General features: G+C 51.2%; 14 protein-coding genes. 10 read left to right on the top strand and 4 right to left on the bottom strand.

Going from position 1 to position 17758, the window contains the following annotated elements; all coding sequences use genetic code 11:
• Positions 1-38: 38 nt before the first annotated feature.
• From pdxA to ACO0LD_RS11615, 3 genes are all read right to left on the bottom strand, one after another.
• The gene (gene pdxA, locus ACO0LD_RS11625) at positions 39-1079 is read right to left on the bottom strand and encodes a 4-hydroxythreonine-4-phosphate dehydrogenase PdxA (RefSeq protein WP_423006833.1); all 1041 of its coding nucleotides are present in this window, start codon (positions 1077-1079) and stop codon (positions 39-41) included.
• The gene (locus ACO0LD_RS11620) at positions 1079-2437 is read right to left on the bottom strand and encodes a peptidylprolyl isomerase (RefSeq protein WP_423006831.1); all 1359 of its coding nucleotides are present in this window, start codon (positions 2435-2437) and stop codon (positions 1079-1081) included. The genes pdxA and ACO0LD_RS11620 overlap by 1 nt, the downstream gene beginning before the upstream one ends.
• Positions 2438-2623: 186 nt before the next feature.
• Positions 2624-4966, bottom strand: a complete 2343-nt coding sequence (locus ACO0LD_RS11615) for an LPS-assembly protein LptD (RefSeq protein WP_423006829.1) — start codon at positions 4964-4966, stop codon at positions 2624-2626.
• A 147-nt stretch (positions 4967-5113) separates the two neighbouring features.
• Here ACO0LD_RS11615 and ACO0LD_RS11610 point away from each other — a divergent pair, with 147 nt between their 5' ends.
• The 4 genes from ACO0LD_RS11610 to ACO0LD_RS11595 are packed head-to-tail and all read left to right on the top strand — an operon-like array spanning position 5114 to position 9494.
• Entirely contained in the window at positions 5114-6178 is a 1065-nt protein-coding gene (locus ACO0LD_RS11610; protein ID WP_423006827.1) for an aminoglycoside phosphotransferase family protein, read from the top strand.
• A gap of 9 nt (positions 6179-6187) precedes the next feature.
• Entirely contained in the window at positions 6188-6904 is a 717-nt protein-coding gene (murU, locus tag ACO0LD_RS11605) for an N-acetylmuramate alpha-1-phosphate uridylyltransferase MurU (protein WP_423006825.1), read from the top strand.
• A gap of 8 nt (positions 6905-6912) precedes the next feature.
• Complete coding sequence (locus ACO0LD_RS11600; RefSeq protein WP_423006823.1) at positions 6913-8298, top strand: aminopeptidase P N-terminal domain-containing protein; 1386 nt, start codon at positions 6913-6915, stop codon at positions 8296-8298.
• A 14-nt stretch (positions 8299-8312) separates the two neighbouring features.
• Positions 8313-9494, top strand: a complete 1182-nt coding sequence (locus ACO0LD_RS11595; protein WP_423006821.1) for an FAD-dependent monooxygenase — start codon at positions 8313-8315, stop codon at positions 9492-9494.
• Between the two features lie 31 nt (positions 9495-9525).
• On the opposite strand, the gene ACO0LD_RS11590 is transcribed toward ACO0LD_RS11595, so the two are convergent.
• On the bottom strand, positions 9526-10875 hold the full coding sequence (locus tag ACO0LD_RS11590) for an MFS transporter (RefSeq protein WP_423006819.1): 1350 nt from the start codon (positions 10873-10875) through the stop codon (positions 9526-9528).
• A gap of 181 nt (positions 10876-11056) precedes the next feature.
• On the opposite strand from ACO0LD_RS11590, the gene cyoA reads away from it, so the two are divergent.
• The 6 genes from cyoA (at position 11057) to ACO0LD_RS11560 (ending at position 17620) form a co-directional block, all read left to right on the top strand.
• Positions 11057-12121, top strand: a complete 1065-nt coding sequence (gene cyoA, locus ACO0LD_RS11585) for a ubiquinol oxidase subunit II (protein WP_423006817.1) — start codon at positions 11057-11059, stop codon at positions 12119-12121.
• On the top strand, positions 12121-14127 hold the full coding sequence (cyoB, locus tag ACO0LD_RS11580; protein ID WP_423006966.1) for a cytochrome o ubiquinol oxidase subunit I: 2007 nt from the start codon (positions 12121-12123) through the stop codon (positions 14125-14127). The genes cyoA and cyoB overlap by 1 nt, the downstream gene beginning before the upstream one ends.
• Positions 14120-14794 carry a cytochrome o ubiquinol oxidase subunit III gene (gene cyoC / locus ACO0LD_RS11575; protein WP_423006815.1) on the top strand — a complete coding sequence of 225 codons (675 nt, stop codon included), beginning with the start codon at positions 14120-14122 and terminating at the stop codon, positions 14792-14794. Before cyoB ends, cyoC begins: the two co-directional genes overlap by 8 nt.
• Positions 14791-15318, top strand: coding sequence for a cytochrome o ubiquinol oxidase subunit IV (gene cyoD / locus ACO0LD_RS11570; RefSeq protein WP_423006814.1), 528 nt, complete (start codon positions 14791-14793; stop codon positions 15316-15318). The genes cyoC and cyoD overlap by 4 nt, the downstream gene beginning before the upstream one ends.
• Before the next feature lie 113 nt (positions 15319-15431).
• The gene (locus tag ACO0LD_RS11565) at positions 15432-16184 is read left to right on the top strand and encodes an SURF1 family protein (protein ID WP_423006812.1); all 753 of its coding nucleotides are present in this window, start codon (positions 15432-15434) and stop codon (positions 16182-16184) included.
• 83 nt (positions 16185-16267) lie between these two features.
• Positions 16268-17620 (top strand): ATP-binding protein, encoded by a 1353-nt coding sequence (locus tag ACO0LD_RS11560; protein ID WP_423006810.1) that lies wholly within the window; start codon positions 16268-16270, stop codon positions 17618-17620.
• Positions 17621-17758: the final 138 nt, after the last annotated feature.

Raw genomic sequence — 17758 nt, 5'->3', positions numbered from 1 at the left:
TTATTTTTGCTTATTTTTTGCTGGTGTTACTACTTATTTTACTTGTCTTGCTTGTTGACCATACTGGCAGCAACCCGCATCGCTACCAGCATGCTGCTGACATCCGCGAAGCCAGTGCCTTTGGCAGCCAGGTCCAGTGCCGTGCCATGATCAACTGAAGTACGTATCAGCGGCAGGCCAAGGGTGATATTCACACCCAGCCCAAAACTTGCATGCTTAAGCACAGGCAAACCCTGGTCATGGTACATGGCCAGTATGCAGTCAGCCTGCTCCAGGTATTTTTGCTGGAACAAGGTGTCGGCAGGATAAGGGCCGCTGACTTGCATGCCAGCCGCCTGGGCCTTTTTGATGACGGGCGTGATGATTTCGATTTCTTCCATGCCCAGATAACCGTTTTCACCCGCATGCGGGTTCAGGCCTGCTACCAGGATGCGCGGGTTTTCTATACCGAATTTGCTGCGCAAGTCGGCATGGATGATTTCTATCGTTTTCCACAAATCATCAAACTGTATGGCCGCAGCGACTTTACTGAGTGGCAAGTGTGTGGTTGCCAGCGCCACCCGCAAAGCTTGCGGCAGATGGGCATTGGCTTCACTGGCCAGCATCATGACGACACGGCCGGTATAGGTTTTCTCGGCGAAATATTCGGTATGGCCGCTAAAAGCGACACCGGCATCATTGATCGTGCTTTTTTGCAAGGGAGCCGTGACAACTGCTTCACACCATTTGCGCTGCACGCTTTCGATTGCGACATCCAGGGTCTGTAAAACCGCACGGCCATTGCGTGGGTCTAGCTGACCGGCAATGACAAAGGCATTCAAAGGGCAATCGATGATGGTCAGGCGCTCATTGCCAGAAGCAGGCAAGCCCTGATGACGCAAGGCTTGCAGTGACACCCCCATCATGCTGATGGTGGGGTCCAGCTCAGCTGCCAGCATGGACAGATAGGCGGTGTCGCCTATCAATACCGAGCGGATTTCATGCCTTAACTGCCAGGCCGCCCGTATTGCAATTTCAGGCCCTATGCCAGCCGGCTCGCCTACGGTTACCGCGATGACCGGCAAACTGGGCTGTGGCATTATTTTTCTTCCAGGCGGAAATCAACGTAGGCACGATCACGGATTTCACGCAACCAGTCTTGCAAGGCTTCATCTGATTTGCGTTCACGCACTGCCTGGCGGGCGGCGATACGTTGTCTGTCTTTTGACAATTCGTCTGTCTTGCGCTCTGTCACCTGGATCAGGTGCACACCAAATTGCGTGGTCACTGGCTCGCTAAGCTGATTAATCGCCAGTTTGTCCATGGCTTGTTCAAATTCTGGCAGAGTAGAGCCAGGGAACAACCAGCCCAGATCGCCACCTTTAGCGGCAGAACCATCTGCAGAGTGGGTCTTGGCCAAGTCTTCAAAAGTGGCTTCCTTGGCTTCTATCTTGCGCTTGAATTCCAGCAATTTCTTGCGAGCTTCTTCTGCCGTGACAATCTGGCTGACTTTGATCAGGATATGACGTACATGGCTTTGCTGCTCGGCTGCGGCAGCCTTGGTGTCGTTGGCAGCGCGCTTGCCATTTACTTTAACGATGTGGAAACCATTCGGGCTGCGCACGATGTCAGAGAATTCACCTACCTTGATCTTGCTGATGGCATCGACAAACAATTGCGGCAAACGGTCTTGCTCACGCCAGCCTATGTCGCCACCTTTCAATGCTTCAGAACTGTCTGAATAAGTCACGGCGGTCTTGGCAAAGTCTGCGCCTTCGCGCAATTTCTTCAAGACTTCTTCAGCGCGTGCACGACGTGCTGCGATTTGTTCGGCAGAGGCTTTTTCAGGAATACTGATGAGGATGTGCGCCAGATTCAACTCTTGCTTGGCGGCCGCCTTGTTGTTGGCTTCTGCTGCCAGGTAGTTGTCGATTTCAGTTTCAGATACCTGTATCTTGCTGTCTACTTCACGCTCGCGTATGCGCTGCATGAGGATATCGTCACGAATTTGTTCACGGAACTTCGCATAAGGTGTGCCTTCGCGTTCGATCTGGTTACGGAACTCAGGCAGGGTCATCTTGTTTTGTTCAGCCAGACGCAACATGGTACGGTCCAGCATGACATCATCAACACGCATGCCGTTTTCTTTGGCCAGCTGCATTTGTGCACGGTCAGTGATCATGCGTTCCAGCAATTGCTTTTGCAAAACAGCACGGTCTGGCAAGGGTGTACCCTGCTTTTTCAGCTGCATCTCTATTTCCAGTATGCGCGTATCGAGTTCCTGCCGGGTAATCACCTCGTCGTTGACCACGACGACGATACTGTTGACTTTTTGCGCCTTGCTGCTTTGCGTCTTGGGAGCAACGATAGGGCTGAGTTTAACTTGTGACCATGCTGTCGAGCTGACGAGCAGGCCAGCAGACACTGCCAGTACCATGAATAAGTTACTTTGTTTCATTTGCAATAAAGGTCGCATATTGGTCCAAAATCCTGTTAAGCCATTCCCGTGAGAGCATCAAAGCGGGCAAAAGTTGCAATATACACGTTCGTTCCGGTTTCACAAACTGCGGATGACAAGGTGCTTATTGTGTATTCATTGTGTGTTTATTATTACTACAGCCAATTATTTACCTTCAGCAACAAGCTAGCGCTCGCTGCCAGACTGGTAACCTGAAATATTTTTCCTCAAAGCATCGATGGGGTTAGCACCAAAGCCCAGCCTGGCGAGACCATTCAACTCCAGTTGTATGGAAAAGCCAGATGTATTGTTAACGCTGTTGGTTGCAAAGCGTTGCGCCAGGAAGCGCAAAGACCAGCAATCTGCCTTGTATTCAAAGCCCAGCAAGCCATCCACCATTTTTTTATCCATCATGGAGTAATTGCTCCTGCCCACCATATACCAGCGGTCTGCCATTGGCCATTGGGCCGAGACATCCACCTGCTCGAGGCTGTTGCGCTGATAACGGTATTCCAGGTTCAAGACTTTTTTCGGCGAAGGCTGCCAGTGTATGCCATAGTTGGCACGCACTGATTGCCTGTCAGTCTGGCTCAGTTGCAAAGCCATTTCACCGCTCAGGGTGGACGATAGTTTACCAGTTGCTGCCAGCAGCAAATCTGAACGGCTGGGGCTGACAGTATTGTCGAGCGTCACTCTTTGCGTATTGAAATAGAAACGCTGACCGATGGCCAGTTTCAGGCTTTCATCGCCATTACCTTCAATAAAGCGTGAAATCAGGGCGGCGGTGATCTGGTTAGAATCGCCTATCCTGTCCTGACCGGTAAAACGGTTTTCACTGAAAATCTGGGCGAAATTGAAATCGGCAACGGCGCTGTCAAAGTTAGGCATGCGCGACTGATCGCGGTAAGGCGTATTGACATAGAACAGACGTGGTTCCAGGGTCTGTGTCAATTCTTTGCCAAACATCTCGGTCTTGCGCTCAAACACCAGGCCACTGTCAACTGAGAAAGTTGGCACTACGCGATGAAAATCGGATTCCTTGCCTGGTTCAGGATTAACCAGGTGATAGTTGGTCGCATGGAAAGACACTTTGGGAATAACAAATCCACCAGCCTGCACCAAAGGTAAAGAAATCTGAGGATTGAAAACTGCACGGTCACCACGCACCAAAGTCGGATGCCAGAAGCGCGTCAATATACTATCCATGGACCAGTCCAGACCGGCGACATCATGCTGTTCTGCATGCAATTGCAATTGTGGCAGCCGGTCATACGGGCGGGCTATCGGTGCAGCCAAATCTTGCAAAACCTGATAGTTCGAAGTCCTGAGAGCCAGGTTCCAGAAAGAACCGTAATACGTCAGGTTAGCTTCACGCAATAACAGGCGCTGCGCTGTTTTGGTAATCGTTCGTGAAAAGTCGGTAGGATAATCATCGTCCGAGGCTGAATTGATATTCCAGGACAATTCCAGTTGCGGTAGCAATTTTTGTTGATGTATGGACGCCACCGCATAGCGGTTGGTACCTGTCACACGGTCATTAAGCAAACCTTCAACGCTGGTTTCCCCCGCATAGGTTTCACCCAGATAGCGCCCTTCCAGTCCCAATTGCAGACCACGTCTGGCGATCAGTTTGGGGTAGATAGTCAGATCACGGTTGGGGGCGATATTAAAATAATACGGCAACGACATTTCCGGGCCACCCTTGGATGAAGCACCAAGAATAGGCGGCAAAAAGCCAGAATGACGTGCACCCGATAAAGGGAAGGTCAGCGAAGGCGTTGCCAAAATAGGCATGCCCAGGAAATACAGTACAGACTTGCCTGCCACGCCCCTGTCCAGGCCGGTGTCCAGACTCAGCGTATCAGATTGCAGATACCAGTCCGGGTTCAGGCCTTCACAAGTGCTATAGGTGCCGCGCGTGATGATGGAGCGTTCTTCATCCTGAAAATCGATGCGCGCAGCATGACCCTGGGCATTATTGCGCAAGAGTTTATAGACAGGATTGGCGACATAACCGGAGCTGGCATCAAGTTGCATGCGCAAGGCGTCACCGGTATAGCAATCACCATAGCGCGTCATGCGTATCTTGCCGCTGGCCTCGACTTCGTCTTCCAGGTTGCGGTAGGTGGCTTCGTCTGCATTGATGCGGGTGCCGCCTTTGACGACTTCGACATCATGCTCAAACTTGATATAGCGCTCTGGCCTGCCGGTGAAATTTTCAGCGCGGATACTGACAGGAGCATTCTTGTCGTCCTGCTTTTGTTTTTCGCTCAGCTTTTCAAGCTGCTTTTCACTGGGCAAAGCTTCTTTGGACGACTTGTCGCCAGGCTGCGCTTGCGGTTGCGAAGAAAGTTGCGCTGGTAGTTGATTTTGTAGCTGAGTTGCTGCCTGAGCTTCTTCCGGTTTGGAGGTAATCACGTTCTGGGCCATTGCCTGAGAAAAGTAGGCAGGCACCAAAACCGACACCAGAATTGCCGGGATAGTAGGAAACAACAGCGGTGAGTGAGATAATACGGGTTTCCTGCGCATGAATTCAGTGGTCAATAAGCGTTTTGCCAACAATGCTGGACGATGTCATACAGACAATATGCCAGAAATCAGTCGCCTATTATAGGTTAAATGCTGGCAAAACCACTTGAAGTATGCAGACAAACTAACTTCTATTAATATTTATACATGCCTTCTACCGCAATCCCAGGGAATTCTGCAGCATCTGCAGCGATCTCCCCCGAAAAAGAACAACGCAAGCAAGCACTGCAAACCTGGCTTGCCAGTGTAAATGGACATGCCATGAAGCTGGCCAGCATGCGTGCAGCATCTGCCGATGCCAGTTTTCGCCAATATTATAGAATTGATACCGAAGATGGTAACAGCCTGATCGCCGTTGATGCACCGCCGGTGACAGAGAATAGCGCGGCCTTTATCAAGATGGCGAATCTCTTGAAAAGTATCAACCTGACTGTACCCGAAGTACTGGCACACGATCTTGAACAAGGCTTCTTGCTGGTGACCGACATGGGCATGCATACTTATGGCCAAATCCTGAACAGCGACAATGCGCACAAGCTGTATCTGGATGCCATCGACAGCCTGATCCTGTTCCAGGCACAAAGCCAGGCGGATGTGCTGCCTGAATATGACCGGCCTTTCCTGCTTCGTGAATTGAATATTTTCAAGGAATGGTATCTAGGCAAGCATCTGGGCGTAACGCTCACCGATGTACAAAATGCGACGCTGGATAAAATATTTGATCATTTGCTGGCCAGCGCGCTGGCACAGCCGCAAGTGTATGTACACCGTGACTATCACTCACGCAATCTGATGTGGATGGACAAGGGCAACCCCGGCATTATCGATTTCCAGGATGCCGTGTATGGCCCCATCACTTACGATCTGGTGTCGCTGTTGCGTGATGCCTATGTACAATGGGATGAAGAAATCGTGCTCGACTGGGCCATCCGTTACTGGGAAAAAGCCAGGCGTGCAGGCTTGCCGGTAGCACCGGACATCGACAGTTTCTACCGTGATTTTGAATGGATGGGCTTGCAGCGTCATTTGAAAATCCTCGGCATCTTCGCCCGCCTGTCACACCGCGATGGCAAGCACCATTACATAGGCGATATCCCTACCGTCATGGAATATGTACGCAAGACCTCGAATCGCTACAAGGAGCTGATCCCGCTGCTGCGCTTGCTGGACGAGCTGCAAGACAATGCGCCGCAAGTTGGCTACACTTTCTAAGGCTGCATTATGAAAGCCATGTTACTTGCTGCCGGGCGCGGCGAACGTATGCGCCCATTGACTGATGCCTGTCCCAAGCCGTTATTGAAAGTGCGTGGCAGGCCGCTGATAGTCTGGCATATCCTGAACCTGGTGAAAGCCGGGATCACAGAAATGGTCATCAATCATGCCCACCTGGGACACATGATAGAAGATGCTCTTGGTGACGGTTCGCGCTTTGGCGCAAAGATACAATACTCAGCCGAAGAGCAGGCGCTTGAAACTGCAGGCGGCATCGCCAAAGCTTTGCACTTGCTGGGTGATGAGCCGTTCATTGTGGTGTCTGGCGATATTTACATCCCGCACTTCAATTTTGCTGAATGCCTCAATACCCTGGAAGAAAAAGATCCATGGGGTAATCCACACAAAGAAGATGAACGCGATATTGCCTGGCTGTATATGGTGAAAAACCCCAGCTTCCATCCGACTGGTGACTTTGCCCTGACACTGATGGGCTTGTCGAACGAAGGCACGCCGCGTCATACCTTTGGCAATATTGGCGTGTATCGCCCTGAAATGTTTGCGTCGATACGCCCGGGTGACCATGCCAAGCTCGGCCCCCTGCTGCGCGAATACATAGATGCAGGCCGCATAGGTGGCGAGCTGTATCGCGGTGAATGGCATAATCTGGGAACACCGGATCAACTTGAAGCGCTGAACGCACCATTGAATTTCAACAAAGGCTAAGGACTAGCATGAGCATCGACACCACTACCAAGTTTGCTGCCTACTCTGCACGTCGCCAGCAACTCATGTCGCAAATGCAGGCGCAAGGTGGTGGTGTGGCGGTGATACCAACTGCACGCGAATGGATACGCAATAGCGATAATCATTTCCCTTTCCGCCACGATAGTCATTTTTATTATTTGTCTGGTTTCACCGAGCCGGAAGCGGTCGTCGTGCTGGTCGCCACTGCGGACAAACAGCAATCGATTTTGTTTTGCCGCGAAAAAAATCCTGAGCGTGAAATCTGGGATGGCTTTCGTTTTGGGCCAGAGGCAGCGGCCAAAGAATTTTCTTTCGATGCCGCTTATCCCATCGCCAGCCTGGCAGAAAAACTGCCTGAATTGCTCAGTGATGTCCATAAGCTGTTTTACAGCGCTGCGCAAGAACCACATATCGACAGCCAGGTACAACAAAGCCTGCAAGCAGTGCGCGACAAAGGCCGCAGTGGCATCAAGGCACCTGGCATTACAGTTGATGTACGTGAACTGATAGATGAAATGCGCCTGTTCAAGGATGCAAAAGAAATCGCGTTGATGCAACGTGCTGCCAGCATTTCTGCCGAAGCGCACGCACGCGCCATGCGCAGTACCAAGCCTGGAAAATTTGAATATGAACTGGAAGCGGAATTGTTGTATGAATTCCGCCGCAATGGTGCGCAGGCACCAGCCTATGGTTCGATTGTCGCGACGGGTGCCAATGCCTGCATCCTGCATTACCAGAGCAATCAGGCACAGATCAAAGAGGGTGATCTGGTGTTGATCGATGCCGGTTGCGAATTCGATAGCTATGCATCCGACATCACCCGCACTTTCCCTGCCAATGGCAAGTTCAATCCTGCGCAAAAACGCCTGTATGAAATCGTACTGGCATCGCAGCAGGCAGCACTGGAATATGCCCGCCCTGGCTCACAATACATGGATGGCCACAACGCAGCAGTACGTGTGCTGACTCAAGGCATGCTTGATACTGGCCTGCTGGATAAAAACAAAGTCGGTAGTCTTGACGATGCAATAGCCAGTGCCGCATTTCGCCAGTTTTACATGCATGGTACTGGTCACTGGCTGGGGCTGGATGTGCATGACGTCGGTGATTACCGGACAACAGAAAAAACCGCAGAACAACCTGCAGAGAAAACTGAACATATCAGGCCTTATCGTCAATTACAGCCTGGCATGGTCATCACCATAGAACCCGGCATCTATGTGCGGCCTGCCGAAGGTGTGCCGCAAGAATATTGGGATATGGGCATACGCATAGAAGACGATATCCTGATCACAACTGGTGGTCATTTGAATTTGAGCCGGGACACACCAAAAACCGTGGCAGAGATTGAAGCCGAAATGCGTACGCGCTGAAGGTGCAAAAATAAATGACTCATACCATCAATGACGTCGATATCGCGATCTGTGGCGCAGGCCCGGCAGGCCAGGCTCTGGCCCTGCTGCTCCAGCAGCAAGGCTATGCGGCAGACCGCATTGCCCTGTTTGATGCAAAGACAGCTGAACAGGCAGAACAGGATGCACGCTCCATTGCCATTTCCTATGGTAGCAGGCAAATTCTGCAAGCTGCCGGAGCATGGCCGGTCAAGGCGACTGCCATTCATGAAATCCATGTTTCACGCCGTGGTCATTTTGGCCGAAGCCTGATGCGGGCGGCTGACTATGCAGTGCCTGAGCTGGGTTATGTAGCCCGCTATGGCGATATCATACGGCCACTGCAAGCAGCGATCAGCAGAAGTGGCATACGCATACAGAGACCCGTAAGTGTCAGCAATATCGAAGAAGCTGCAGACCATGTGCGCCTGACACTAATCCATGCAGACACGAGGGAAACCAGCCATGTCAGCGCCGGCATTGTCATACAGGCAGAAGGTGGTACTTTTGGTGATCAGGAACAGCGTAGCCAGCGCCATGATTATCAGCAAACCGCCATCATCGCCCATGTCAATACCGATGCCCAGATAGCAGGACGCGCCTTTGAACGCTTCACCGAGCAAGGCCCGCTGGCCTTGTTGCCGCAAGAAGATGGCTATGCCCTGGTCTGGTGTGTACGACCTGAGCAGGCAGAACATTTGCTGGCACTGGATGAACAGGGTTTCAAACAAGCCTTGCAAACCGCTTTTGGTCATCGTCTTGGCAACTTCATCAAGACCTCAGCGCGCTTGTCCTACCCGCTGGGCCTGAACGCCCAGGCACACGCGACGGCACGCACAGTCGCCATCGGCAATGCCGCGCAAACCCTGCACCCGGTAGCAGGACAAGGTTTGAACCTGGGCTTGCGCGACAGCATGGTATTGGCACGTGCACTGACTCGCCACTTGCATAACGCGGCGAGCAGCGATCCAGCATCCGCCTTGCAAGCCTATCTGGCTGAACGCCAGCCCGACAGGAAACTGACCATACGCATCACCGACAGCATGGCCCGCGTATTTGCCAGCAGCCCCGATGGTTCAATCAGCCAGACCTTGCTGGGCCTGGGGCTGGGTGCACTGGATATGGTGAAACCGGCAAAACGCATGCTGGCAGAACAGATGATGTTTGGCTGGCGTTGAGCGCACACAACGATGCGCTCAATATGATCAACTAATTCCTGATCTCCAAAGCACGATTCAAGCTCAGCGCCGCTATCGAACAGGCTGCGCCGGACAACAGGTACAGGCTGACATATTCCAGCCCGAAGTGGGAAGACAAGCCCAGCGCCACCAGCGGGGCGAAACCTGCACCGACCAGCCATGCCAGATCAGATGTCAAGGCAGCGCCAGTGTAACGGTATTTTGGCGCAAAATTAGAGGTCACAGCACCTGATGCCTGTCCGTAAGACAAACCCAATACAGCAAAGCCCAACAGAATAAAGAGATCCTGTCCAAACTCGCTACCACCCAGCAAGGCTGGGACGAAACCACTGAGCACGGCAATCATCAGTGCCAGCGCAAATAGCATTTTGCGACGGCCAATACGGTCTGCAATCACGCCAGAAATAATGATCCCCAGGATCATGAAGACGGCACCAAACATTTGTATTTCGAGGAACTCGCTCAGAGAACGTTTGGAATAAATCGTGATCCACGACAACGGGAACACGGTGACAAGATGGAACAATGCATAACTGGCCAAAGCCGCCAAAGCACCAATCAGCAAGTTACGGCCTTGTGAACGGGTCATCTCGACAATATTGGTGGGCTCCAGTTCGCGTTCATCGAGCAAATGCTTGTATTCATTGGTAGAAACCAGGCGCAGCCGGGCAAACAAGGCAACCACGTTGATCGCAAACGCGACATAGAAGGGATAACGCCATCCCCATTCCAGGAAGTCTTCAGTCGACAGATTGGCGAGCATATAGGCAAATAAACCCGCCGCGATCATGAAGCCTACTGGCGCACCCAATTGCCCCAGCATGGCATACCAGCCGCGCTTGTTTTCCGGTGCGTTCAAAGCCAGCAAGGAAGGCAAGCCGTCCCAGGAACCACCCAGCGCAAAGCCCTGCCCTATGCGCAGCAAGGACAGCAAGACGATAGAAGTTGCCCCCAGATGCGAGTAGGTTGGGAGAAATGCAATGCCAGCAGTAGATACGCCCAGCAAAACCAGGGCAATGGTGAGCTTGGCTTCACGTCCCAGTCGCTTCTGGATTTCCATAAAAGTCACGGTGCCAAACGGACGTGCCAAAAATGCAAATGAGAAGATGACGAAGGCATAGAGAGTGCCCTCTAGTCTTTGTTCAAATGGAAAGAAAACCTGGGGGAAAACCAGCACAGAGGCCAGTGCATAGACAAAGAAGTCAAAATATTCCGATGCCCTGCCGATGACGACGCCAATGGCGATTTCACCAGGAGCAATCGAGGAATGATCCGAATGATTGTCTTTGACATTCCTGCTTTCAGAAGCTGCTATATAGCTGGAAGACAGTTTATTTTCATTGGTGCTGATGCTGGCCATGATGTTACCTCAAATCTTATCTCTAATAGTATTGCAAATCGTCTCTGGAATTGCTGGCAGGTCCTTGAGCGCTCTTCATTTTTGATGCTTATTTGAAAACTAGGACAAAACGTCCAATCGCCAAGGCCTTTTTGTAAAGGTACATTAGCACAAATTTCTATAATCATTGACCTATCTCAATATGATTCCCTTATTGGCACGACGCGCATTTGCTATTTTTTCTGCAATTTTGTTGACGGCTTGCAACACGGTGGTGATGAATCCATCCGGCGATATCGCCTCCCAACAAAGCCATTTGATATGGGTATCTACACTACTGATGCTGCTGATCATCGTGCCAGTGATCTTTCTGACCATCCTGTTTGCCTGGCGTTACAGACAAAACAACACTTCAGCAAAGTACGAACCAGACTGGGATCACTCCACCCAGCTTGAACTCGTCATCTGGGGTGCGCCGCTGCTGATTATCATCGCCCTGGGCCTGATCACCTGGATCAGCACGCATACGCTGGACCCTTACCGCAAATTGTCGCGCCTGGATGAAAATCGCCCTATTCCTGCTGATACAAAGGTATTGAACGTCGAAGTCGTAGCGCTGGACTGGAAATGGTTGTTCATTTACCCCGACCTTGGCATCGCCACAGTCAATGAGCTTGCAGCACCGGTGGACGTGCCTGTGCGCTTCAAGATTACCGCATCCACTGTCATGAATTCCTTCTTTATCCCCGCACTGGCTGGCCAGATCTATGCCATGCCTGGCATGCAGACGACGCTCAATGCAGTGATTAACAAGCCTGGTGAATTTGATGGCTTTTCGGCCAACTATAGTGGCGCTGGTTTTTCTGACATGCGCTTCAAGTTTCATGGGATGAGTGCGCAAAATTTTGATTCGTGGGTGCAAGCGACAAAAGCAAAAGCGCAGGCACTGGACAGGACGACTTATCTGCAGCTGGAAAAACCAAGTGAGCGTGAACCGGTGCGTCACTACGCCAGTGTCGATGCAGATTTGTATCATGCCATCCTGAATCGTTGTGTCAGCGCTGGCGAAGTGTGCATGGACAAAATGATGATGAGTGATGCCAAAGCAAATGCCAAGGCCTATGCCGCATCCGATGCAAAAATGGATTTCAGCAATTTATTCACGCAGCGCCTGGAACAAGATAACGTAGACCGCGCAGCACGATTGTCCGCCTATATCGACGCTGACATTTGTAAAGCATCCCCCCTTATCATCGGAAGTAAATGATGCAAGACCATCTCGATTTGACGAAGCTCATCTTTGGCCGTCTCTCCTGGGACGCGATTCCTTTTCATGAACCTATCCTGCTGGCGACCTTTGCCGCTGTCGCTATCGGTGGCGTCGCCGTTCTTGCAGCAATGACCTATTTCCGCGTATGGGGCATGTTGTGGCGTGACTGGTTTACCAGTATCGATCACAAAAAGATAGGCATCATGTACGTGATTTTTGCATTGGTGATGCTGCTGCGCGGCTTTGCTGACGCTCTCATGATGCGGCTGCAACAAGCGCTGGCATTTGGTGATGCTGCAGGTTTCTTACCGCCACATCACTATGACCAGATCTTTACGGCGCATGGCGTGATCATGATCTTTTTCGTGGCCATGCCGCTGGTAACTGGCTTGATGAATTACGTAGTGCCACTGCAAATCGGTGCGCGTGACGTGGCTTTTCCTTTCCTGAATAATTTCAGTTTCTGGATGACTGCCTTTGGTGGCGGCCTGGTCATGGTGTCGCTGTTCGTGGGCGAATTCGCCCGCACTGGCTGGCTGGCATATCCACCGCTGTCTGGCATCATGGCCAGCCCGGATGTCGGGGTTGATTACTATATCTGGTCATTGCAGATCGCCGGGGTCGGGACTTTACTTTCAGGGATTAACCTGATCGCCACCATCATTAAAATGCGTGCGCCTGGCATGAGCATGATGAAGATGCCAGTGTTTACCTGGACTGCGCTGTGCACCAATGTACTCATCGTCGCTGCCTTCCCTGTGCTGACTGCGGTGCTGGGCATGTTGTCACTTGACCGTATGGTAGGCACGCATTTCTTCACCAACGACCTGGGCGGCAACGCCATGATGTATGTGAACCTGATCTGGATCTGGGGCCACCCTGAAGTTTATATCCTGGTCTTGCCTGCGTTTGGTGTCTTCTCTGAAATCGTATCGACCTTCTGTAGCAAGCGTTTGTTTGGCTATACCTCCATGGTGTATGCGACCGTGGTGATCACTATCCTGTCTTACCTGGTATGGCTGCATCACTTCTTCACCATGGGGTCTGGCGCGAGTGTCAATTCCTTCTTTGGCATCACGACCATGATTATCTCGATTCCTACCGGAGCGAAGATATTCAACTGGCTGTTCACCATGTACCGTGGCCGTATCCGTTTTGAATTGCCAATGTTGTGGACCATAGGTTTTATGATCACTTTCGTTATCGGTGGCATGACAGGTGTCTTGCTGGCGGTGCCGCCTGCGGATTTCGTTTTGCACAATAGCCTGTTCCTGATTGCCCACTTCCATAACGTCATTATCGGTGGTGTGTTGTTCGGCATGTTCGCCGGAATTAACTACTGGTTCCCAAAAGCTTTTGGCTACAAACTCGATGACTTCTGGGGTAAATGCTGTTTCTGGTTCTGGACCATAGGCTTCTACTTTGCTTTCATGCCTTTGTATGTACTTGGCCTGATGGGTATCACAAGACGTTTGAGTCATTTTGAAGATCCATCCCTGCAGATCTGGTTCCAGATCGCTGCTTTCGGTGCCGTCCTGATTGCCCTGGGTATTGCCTCCTTCATCATCCAGTTATACGTCAGCTTCAAGCGTCGCGCATCCCTGCGTGACTTTACAGGTGACCCATGGGGTGGCCGCACGCTGGAATGGTCAACCTCATCACCACCTGCTCCTTATAACTTTGCCTTCACACCAAAAGTGTATGACAACGATGCCTGGGCTGATATGAAGAATAATCAATACAACAGGCCAACGGATGGTTTTGTACCTATCCACATGCCGAAGAATACTGGCGCAGGTTTCATCATTGCCTTGTTGAGTGCGGTATGTGGTTTTGCCCTGATCTGGCAAATGTGGCTGCTGGCGGGCCTGGGCTTTGTTGCCATGATGGCGGCGATCATCATCCATACCTTTAATTACAAGCGTGACTACTATATTCCCGTTGCCGATGTCATCCGTACTGAAGATGAACGTACTCGCCTGTTAGGTGCCAGCTATGTCTAATACTGCGACTTTCCCAAATGAGGGTACGAACTTGAATACCGGCGATACCAGTGTAACTCCCCAAGCTGCCAGGCATGCCAGCAGCGATTTTTATGTCAAGGAACATCATCCGGAAAACGGCACCTTGCTCGGATTCTGGATGTACCTGATGAGCGATTGCCTTATCTTCGCCTGCCTGTTTGCGACCTATGCCGTACTTGGCCGTAACTATTCCGGCGGCCCTACAGGTGCAGAATTATTTGACCTGCCGCTGGTTGCCATCAATACGTCATTGCTATTGCTGTCCTCGATCACGTATGGCTTTGCCATGCTGGAAATGCAGCGCAAGCGTGTTAAAGCCACCTTGATCTGGCTTGCTGTTACCGGTTTGCTGGGAGCAGGTTTTATCAGCCTTGAACTATATGAATTTGTGCACCTGATACACGAAGGCGCAGGCCCGCAACGTAGCGGCTTTTTGACCTCGTTCTTTGCACTGGTGGGCACACATGGCCTGCACGTGACTTTCGGTATTGTCTGGCTGATTACCCTGATGTTCCAGATAGGTCGTCATGGCCTGACTCCAGAAAATGGCAGAAGGCTGATGTGCCTGTCGATGTTCTGGCATTTCCTGGACGTGATCTGGATCGGCGTATTTACCTTTGTTTATTTGATGGGAGTCTTGCCATGAGCGCACACCAAGAACATACCGCGCATGGTCATGACCATCATCACGGCGATCATGATCATACGCACGCCAGCCATGGCAGCCTGAAAGAATACGCCACCGGATTTATGCTGGCCGTGATCCTGACTGCAATCCCCTTCTGGCTGGTCATGGGCAAAGTCATGAACAAATCGAGTACCACGGGCATGGTCCTGCTGGTATTTGCGGCGATACAGATCGTGGTACACATGGTGTATTTCCTGCACATGAATAGCAAGTCCGAAGGCGGCTGGACCATGCTGGCATTACTGTTTACCGGCATGCTGGTGTTTATCATGATGAGCGGATCATTGTGGGTGATGTACCACCTGAATCACAATATGATGCCCGCCATGATGCATGAAGCAGAGACAAAGCCAGAATCGATTAAAGGTGAGCCCATGCCCATGTCAAAGCCAGAAGCACAATCGATGCCGGCAGCATCGGCACCTGGTCCGGCATCCAGTCCGGCAGCGGACAGCACGAAGTCTATGCCATCCATGCAATGAATGAGCTTGGTCAAGGAATGACAGGCAAGAGGACTGATCTGAGCTTAGAATCAGGTCAGTCAAAACATCTTGCCCGTCATTCCAATTTATTCAGGCTGGGCTTCACAGCCTGCATGTTTGCTGTTTTTGCAGGCCTCATTTCACTTGGCACCTGGCAAATCATCAGGCTTCAATGGAAGCTTGACCTGATCACACGTGTTGAGCAACGGGTGCACGCAGCACCAGTACCCCTTCCCGAATTTTCTTTATGGCCAAACATAACTGCAAGCGCAGATGAGTATCGCCATGTGCAGTTGAGCGGCGTTTTCCTGCATGAGAAAACAGTGCTGGTCCTGGCCTCGACGGAATTGGGTGGCGGCTTTTGGGTCATGACACCTCTGGTGACAGCAGATCACGCTACGGTTCTGGTCAACCGTGGTTTTATCCCGGAAAAAATGGCCGCAACTTATCGGAAATCTTCAACAAAAGAGCAGGCTAACTCTTCTGATACCAACACCATTCTTCTCAGTGGACTATTGCGCATGACTGAACCGGGCGGAGGATTTTTGCGGGAAAATGATCCTGCCGGAAATCGCTGGTATTCGCGCGATGTGAATGCCATTGCGACTGCAACTGGCTTGACCAGGCCCGCCCCTTTCTTTATCGATGCTGATGCAAACCCGGCAAACGATAAACTCAGTGCGCAGCAAAATGAAGCCTCAGCAAACCATCCGGTCGCGGGCTTGACCGTGATTCATTTCCACAACAACCATTTAATTTATGCCGTAGTCTGGTTCCTGCTGGCAGCCATGACGGCAGCAGCCTGGGCGTATGTCGTCAGGGATAGAAAAAACGTCAGCGCCACCAGTACAGGAAACACAGCGTAAGTTAGTCTGGAATTGCAAATTTAATATATAACTCCTGATCTGTTAGCATGCACTAAAAAGCACAATAACGGGACATGGCAAGCATGATAAAAAAAGTACTTTCTCATCGTATCGGGCAAGGCATAGTGGCCAAAACTGCAAGCAAAACACCAGAAAAACAGTCTGCTATTGCGATAGCCTACGAAAACTCGGCAGGTCACAAGAATATGTTGCAACTTATTCAGTTGCGCTGGCTTGCCGTGTTTGGTCAGTTATCAACTATCTTGATCGTCATGTTTGGCTTTGGCATACAGTTGCCCTTGGTCAAAATGCTGGTTGTGCTGATCTGCCTGATAGGCTTTAACATTGCCAGCCATTTGCGCTGGCATGAGCGCGTGTATGTGACGAATGGCGAACTGGTTTTTGCCTTGTTGATTGATGTATTCAGCCTGACGGCACAATTGTATTTTGGCGGAGGCACCTCAAACCCCTTTGCTTTTCTGTATCTGCTGCAAGTAATTTTAAGTGCCGTCTTGCTGGAAGCCTGGTCAACCTGGATCATCGTCGTCATCACCAGTGCCTGCCTGGCTGGGTTATCGCTGTTTTCTGAGCCCTTGCCTCTGCCACCAAACGAGACCGGCGGGCTATCGCGCTTGTATGTAGCTGGTTTCATTATTTGCTTCATGCTCAATGCTGCCCTGCTGGTTTTCTTTATCACCCGCATAGGCCGCAACCTGCATGCGCGGGATGTTCAACTGGCTGATCTGTACCAGCGCGCAGTGGAAGAAGACCATATCGTACGCATGGGTCTGCTGGCTTCTGGCGCAGCGCATGAATTGGGTACGCCACTGGCAACGCTGTCCGTCATCCTCGGTGACTGGCGACGCATGCCAGAGTTCAAGAAAAATCCCGAGTTGCTGGAAGAAATCAGTGAAATGGAAACGCAATTGCAGCGCTGTAAAAGCATCGTCAGCGGCATCCTGCTGTCTGCCGGAGAAGCGCGTGGCGAATCTGCGGTCAAAACCACGATCAACACTTTCTTGAATGATCTCACCAAAGAATTTATCTCGACCCGGTCTATCGCCTCATTTGGCTTCGATAATCAGATCAAGGAAGATATTCCCATCGTCTTTGATACTGCTTTGAAGCAGATGGTTTGTAATGTGCTCGATAATGCCCTGGAAGCTTCACCAGACTGGCTGAGCATGGAAACCAGGCGTGAGGGCAATGCATTGATATTTACGGTCGTCGATCGTGGACCCGGCTTTGATCCAGCCATCTTGTCGCGTATAGGAGAACCGTATCAATCAACCAAGGGTCGCCCGGGCAGCGGACTGGGACTATTTTTTGTCGTCAATGTAGCACGCAAACTGGGTGGTCATTTCACCGCGTCCAACCGCGAAGATGGCGGTGCCATCGTACAATTAAGTCTGCCACTTTCGGCGATCATGCTTTAGGAAGCTCTGATTAAGCAGATTTTTTCCGGCAAGAAGATCAGCAAAGACTTTACAATGTCGCAAGAGCTGGAATAGCTTGAATAACAGCTCTGCTCCGCCTCATCGAAATACAGCTTTAACTTCAGGAATTGTTTCCCT

Origin of the sequence: Undibacterium sp. Ji83W (assembly GCF_049340385.1) — a bacterium.
GTDB lineage: Bacteria > Pseudomonadota > Gammaproteobacteria > Burkholderiales > Burkholderiaceae_D > Undibacterium.
Note: the sequence above shows the minus strand (reverse complement) of the source record. Positions and strands in the feature narration are given on the sequence as shown.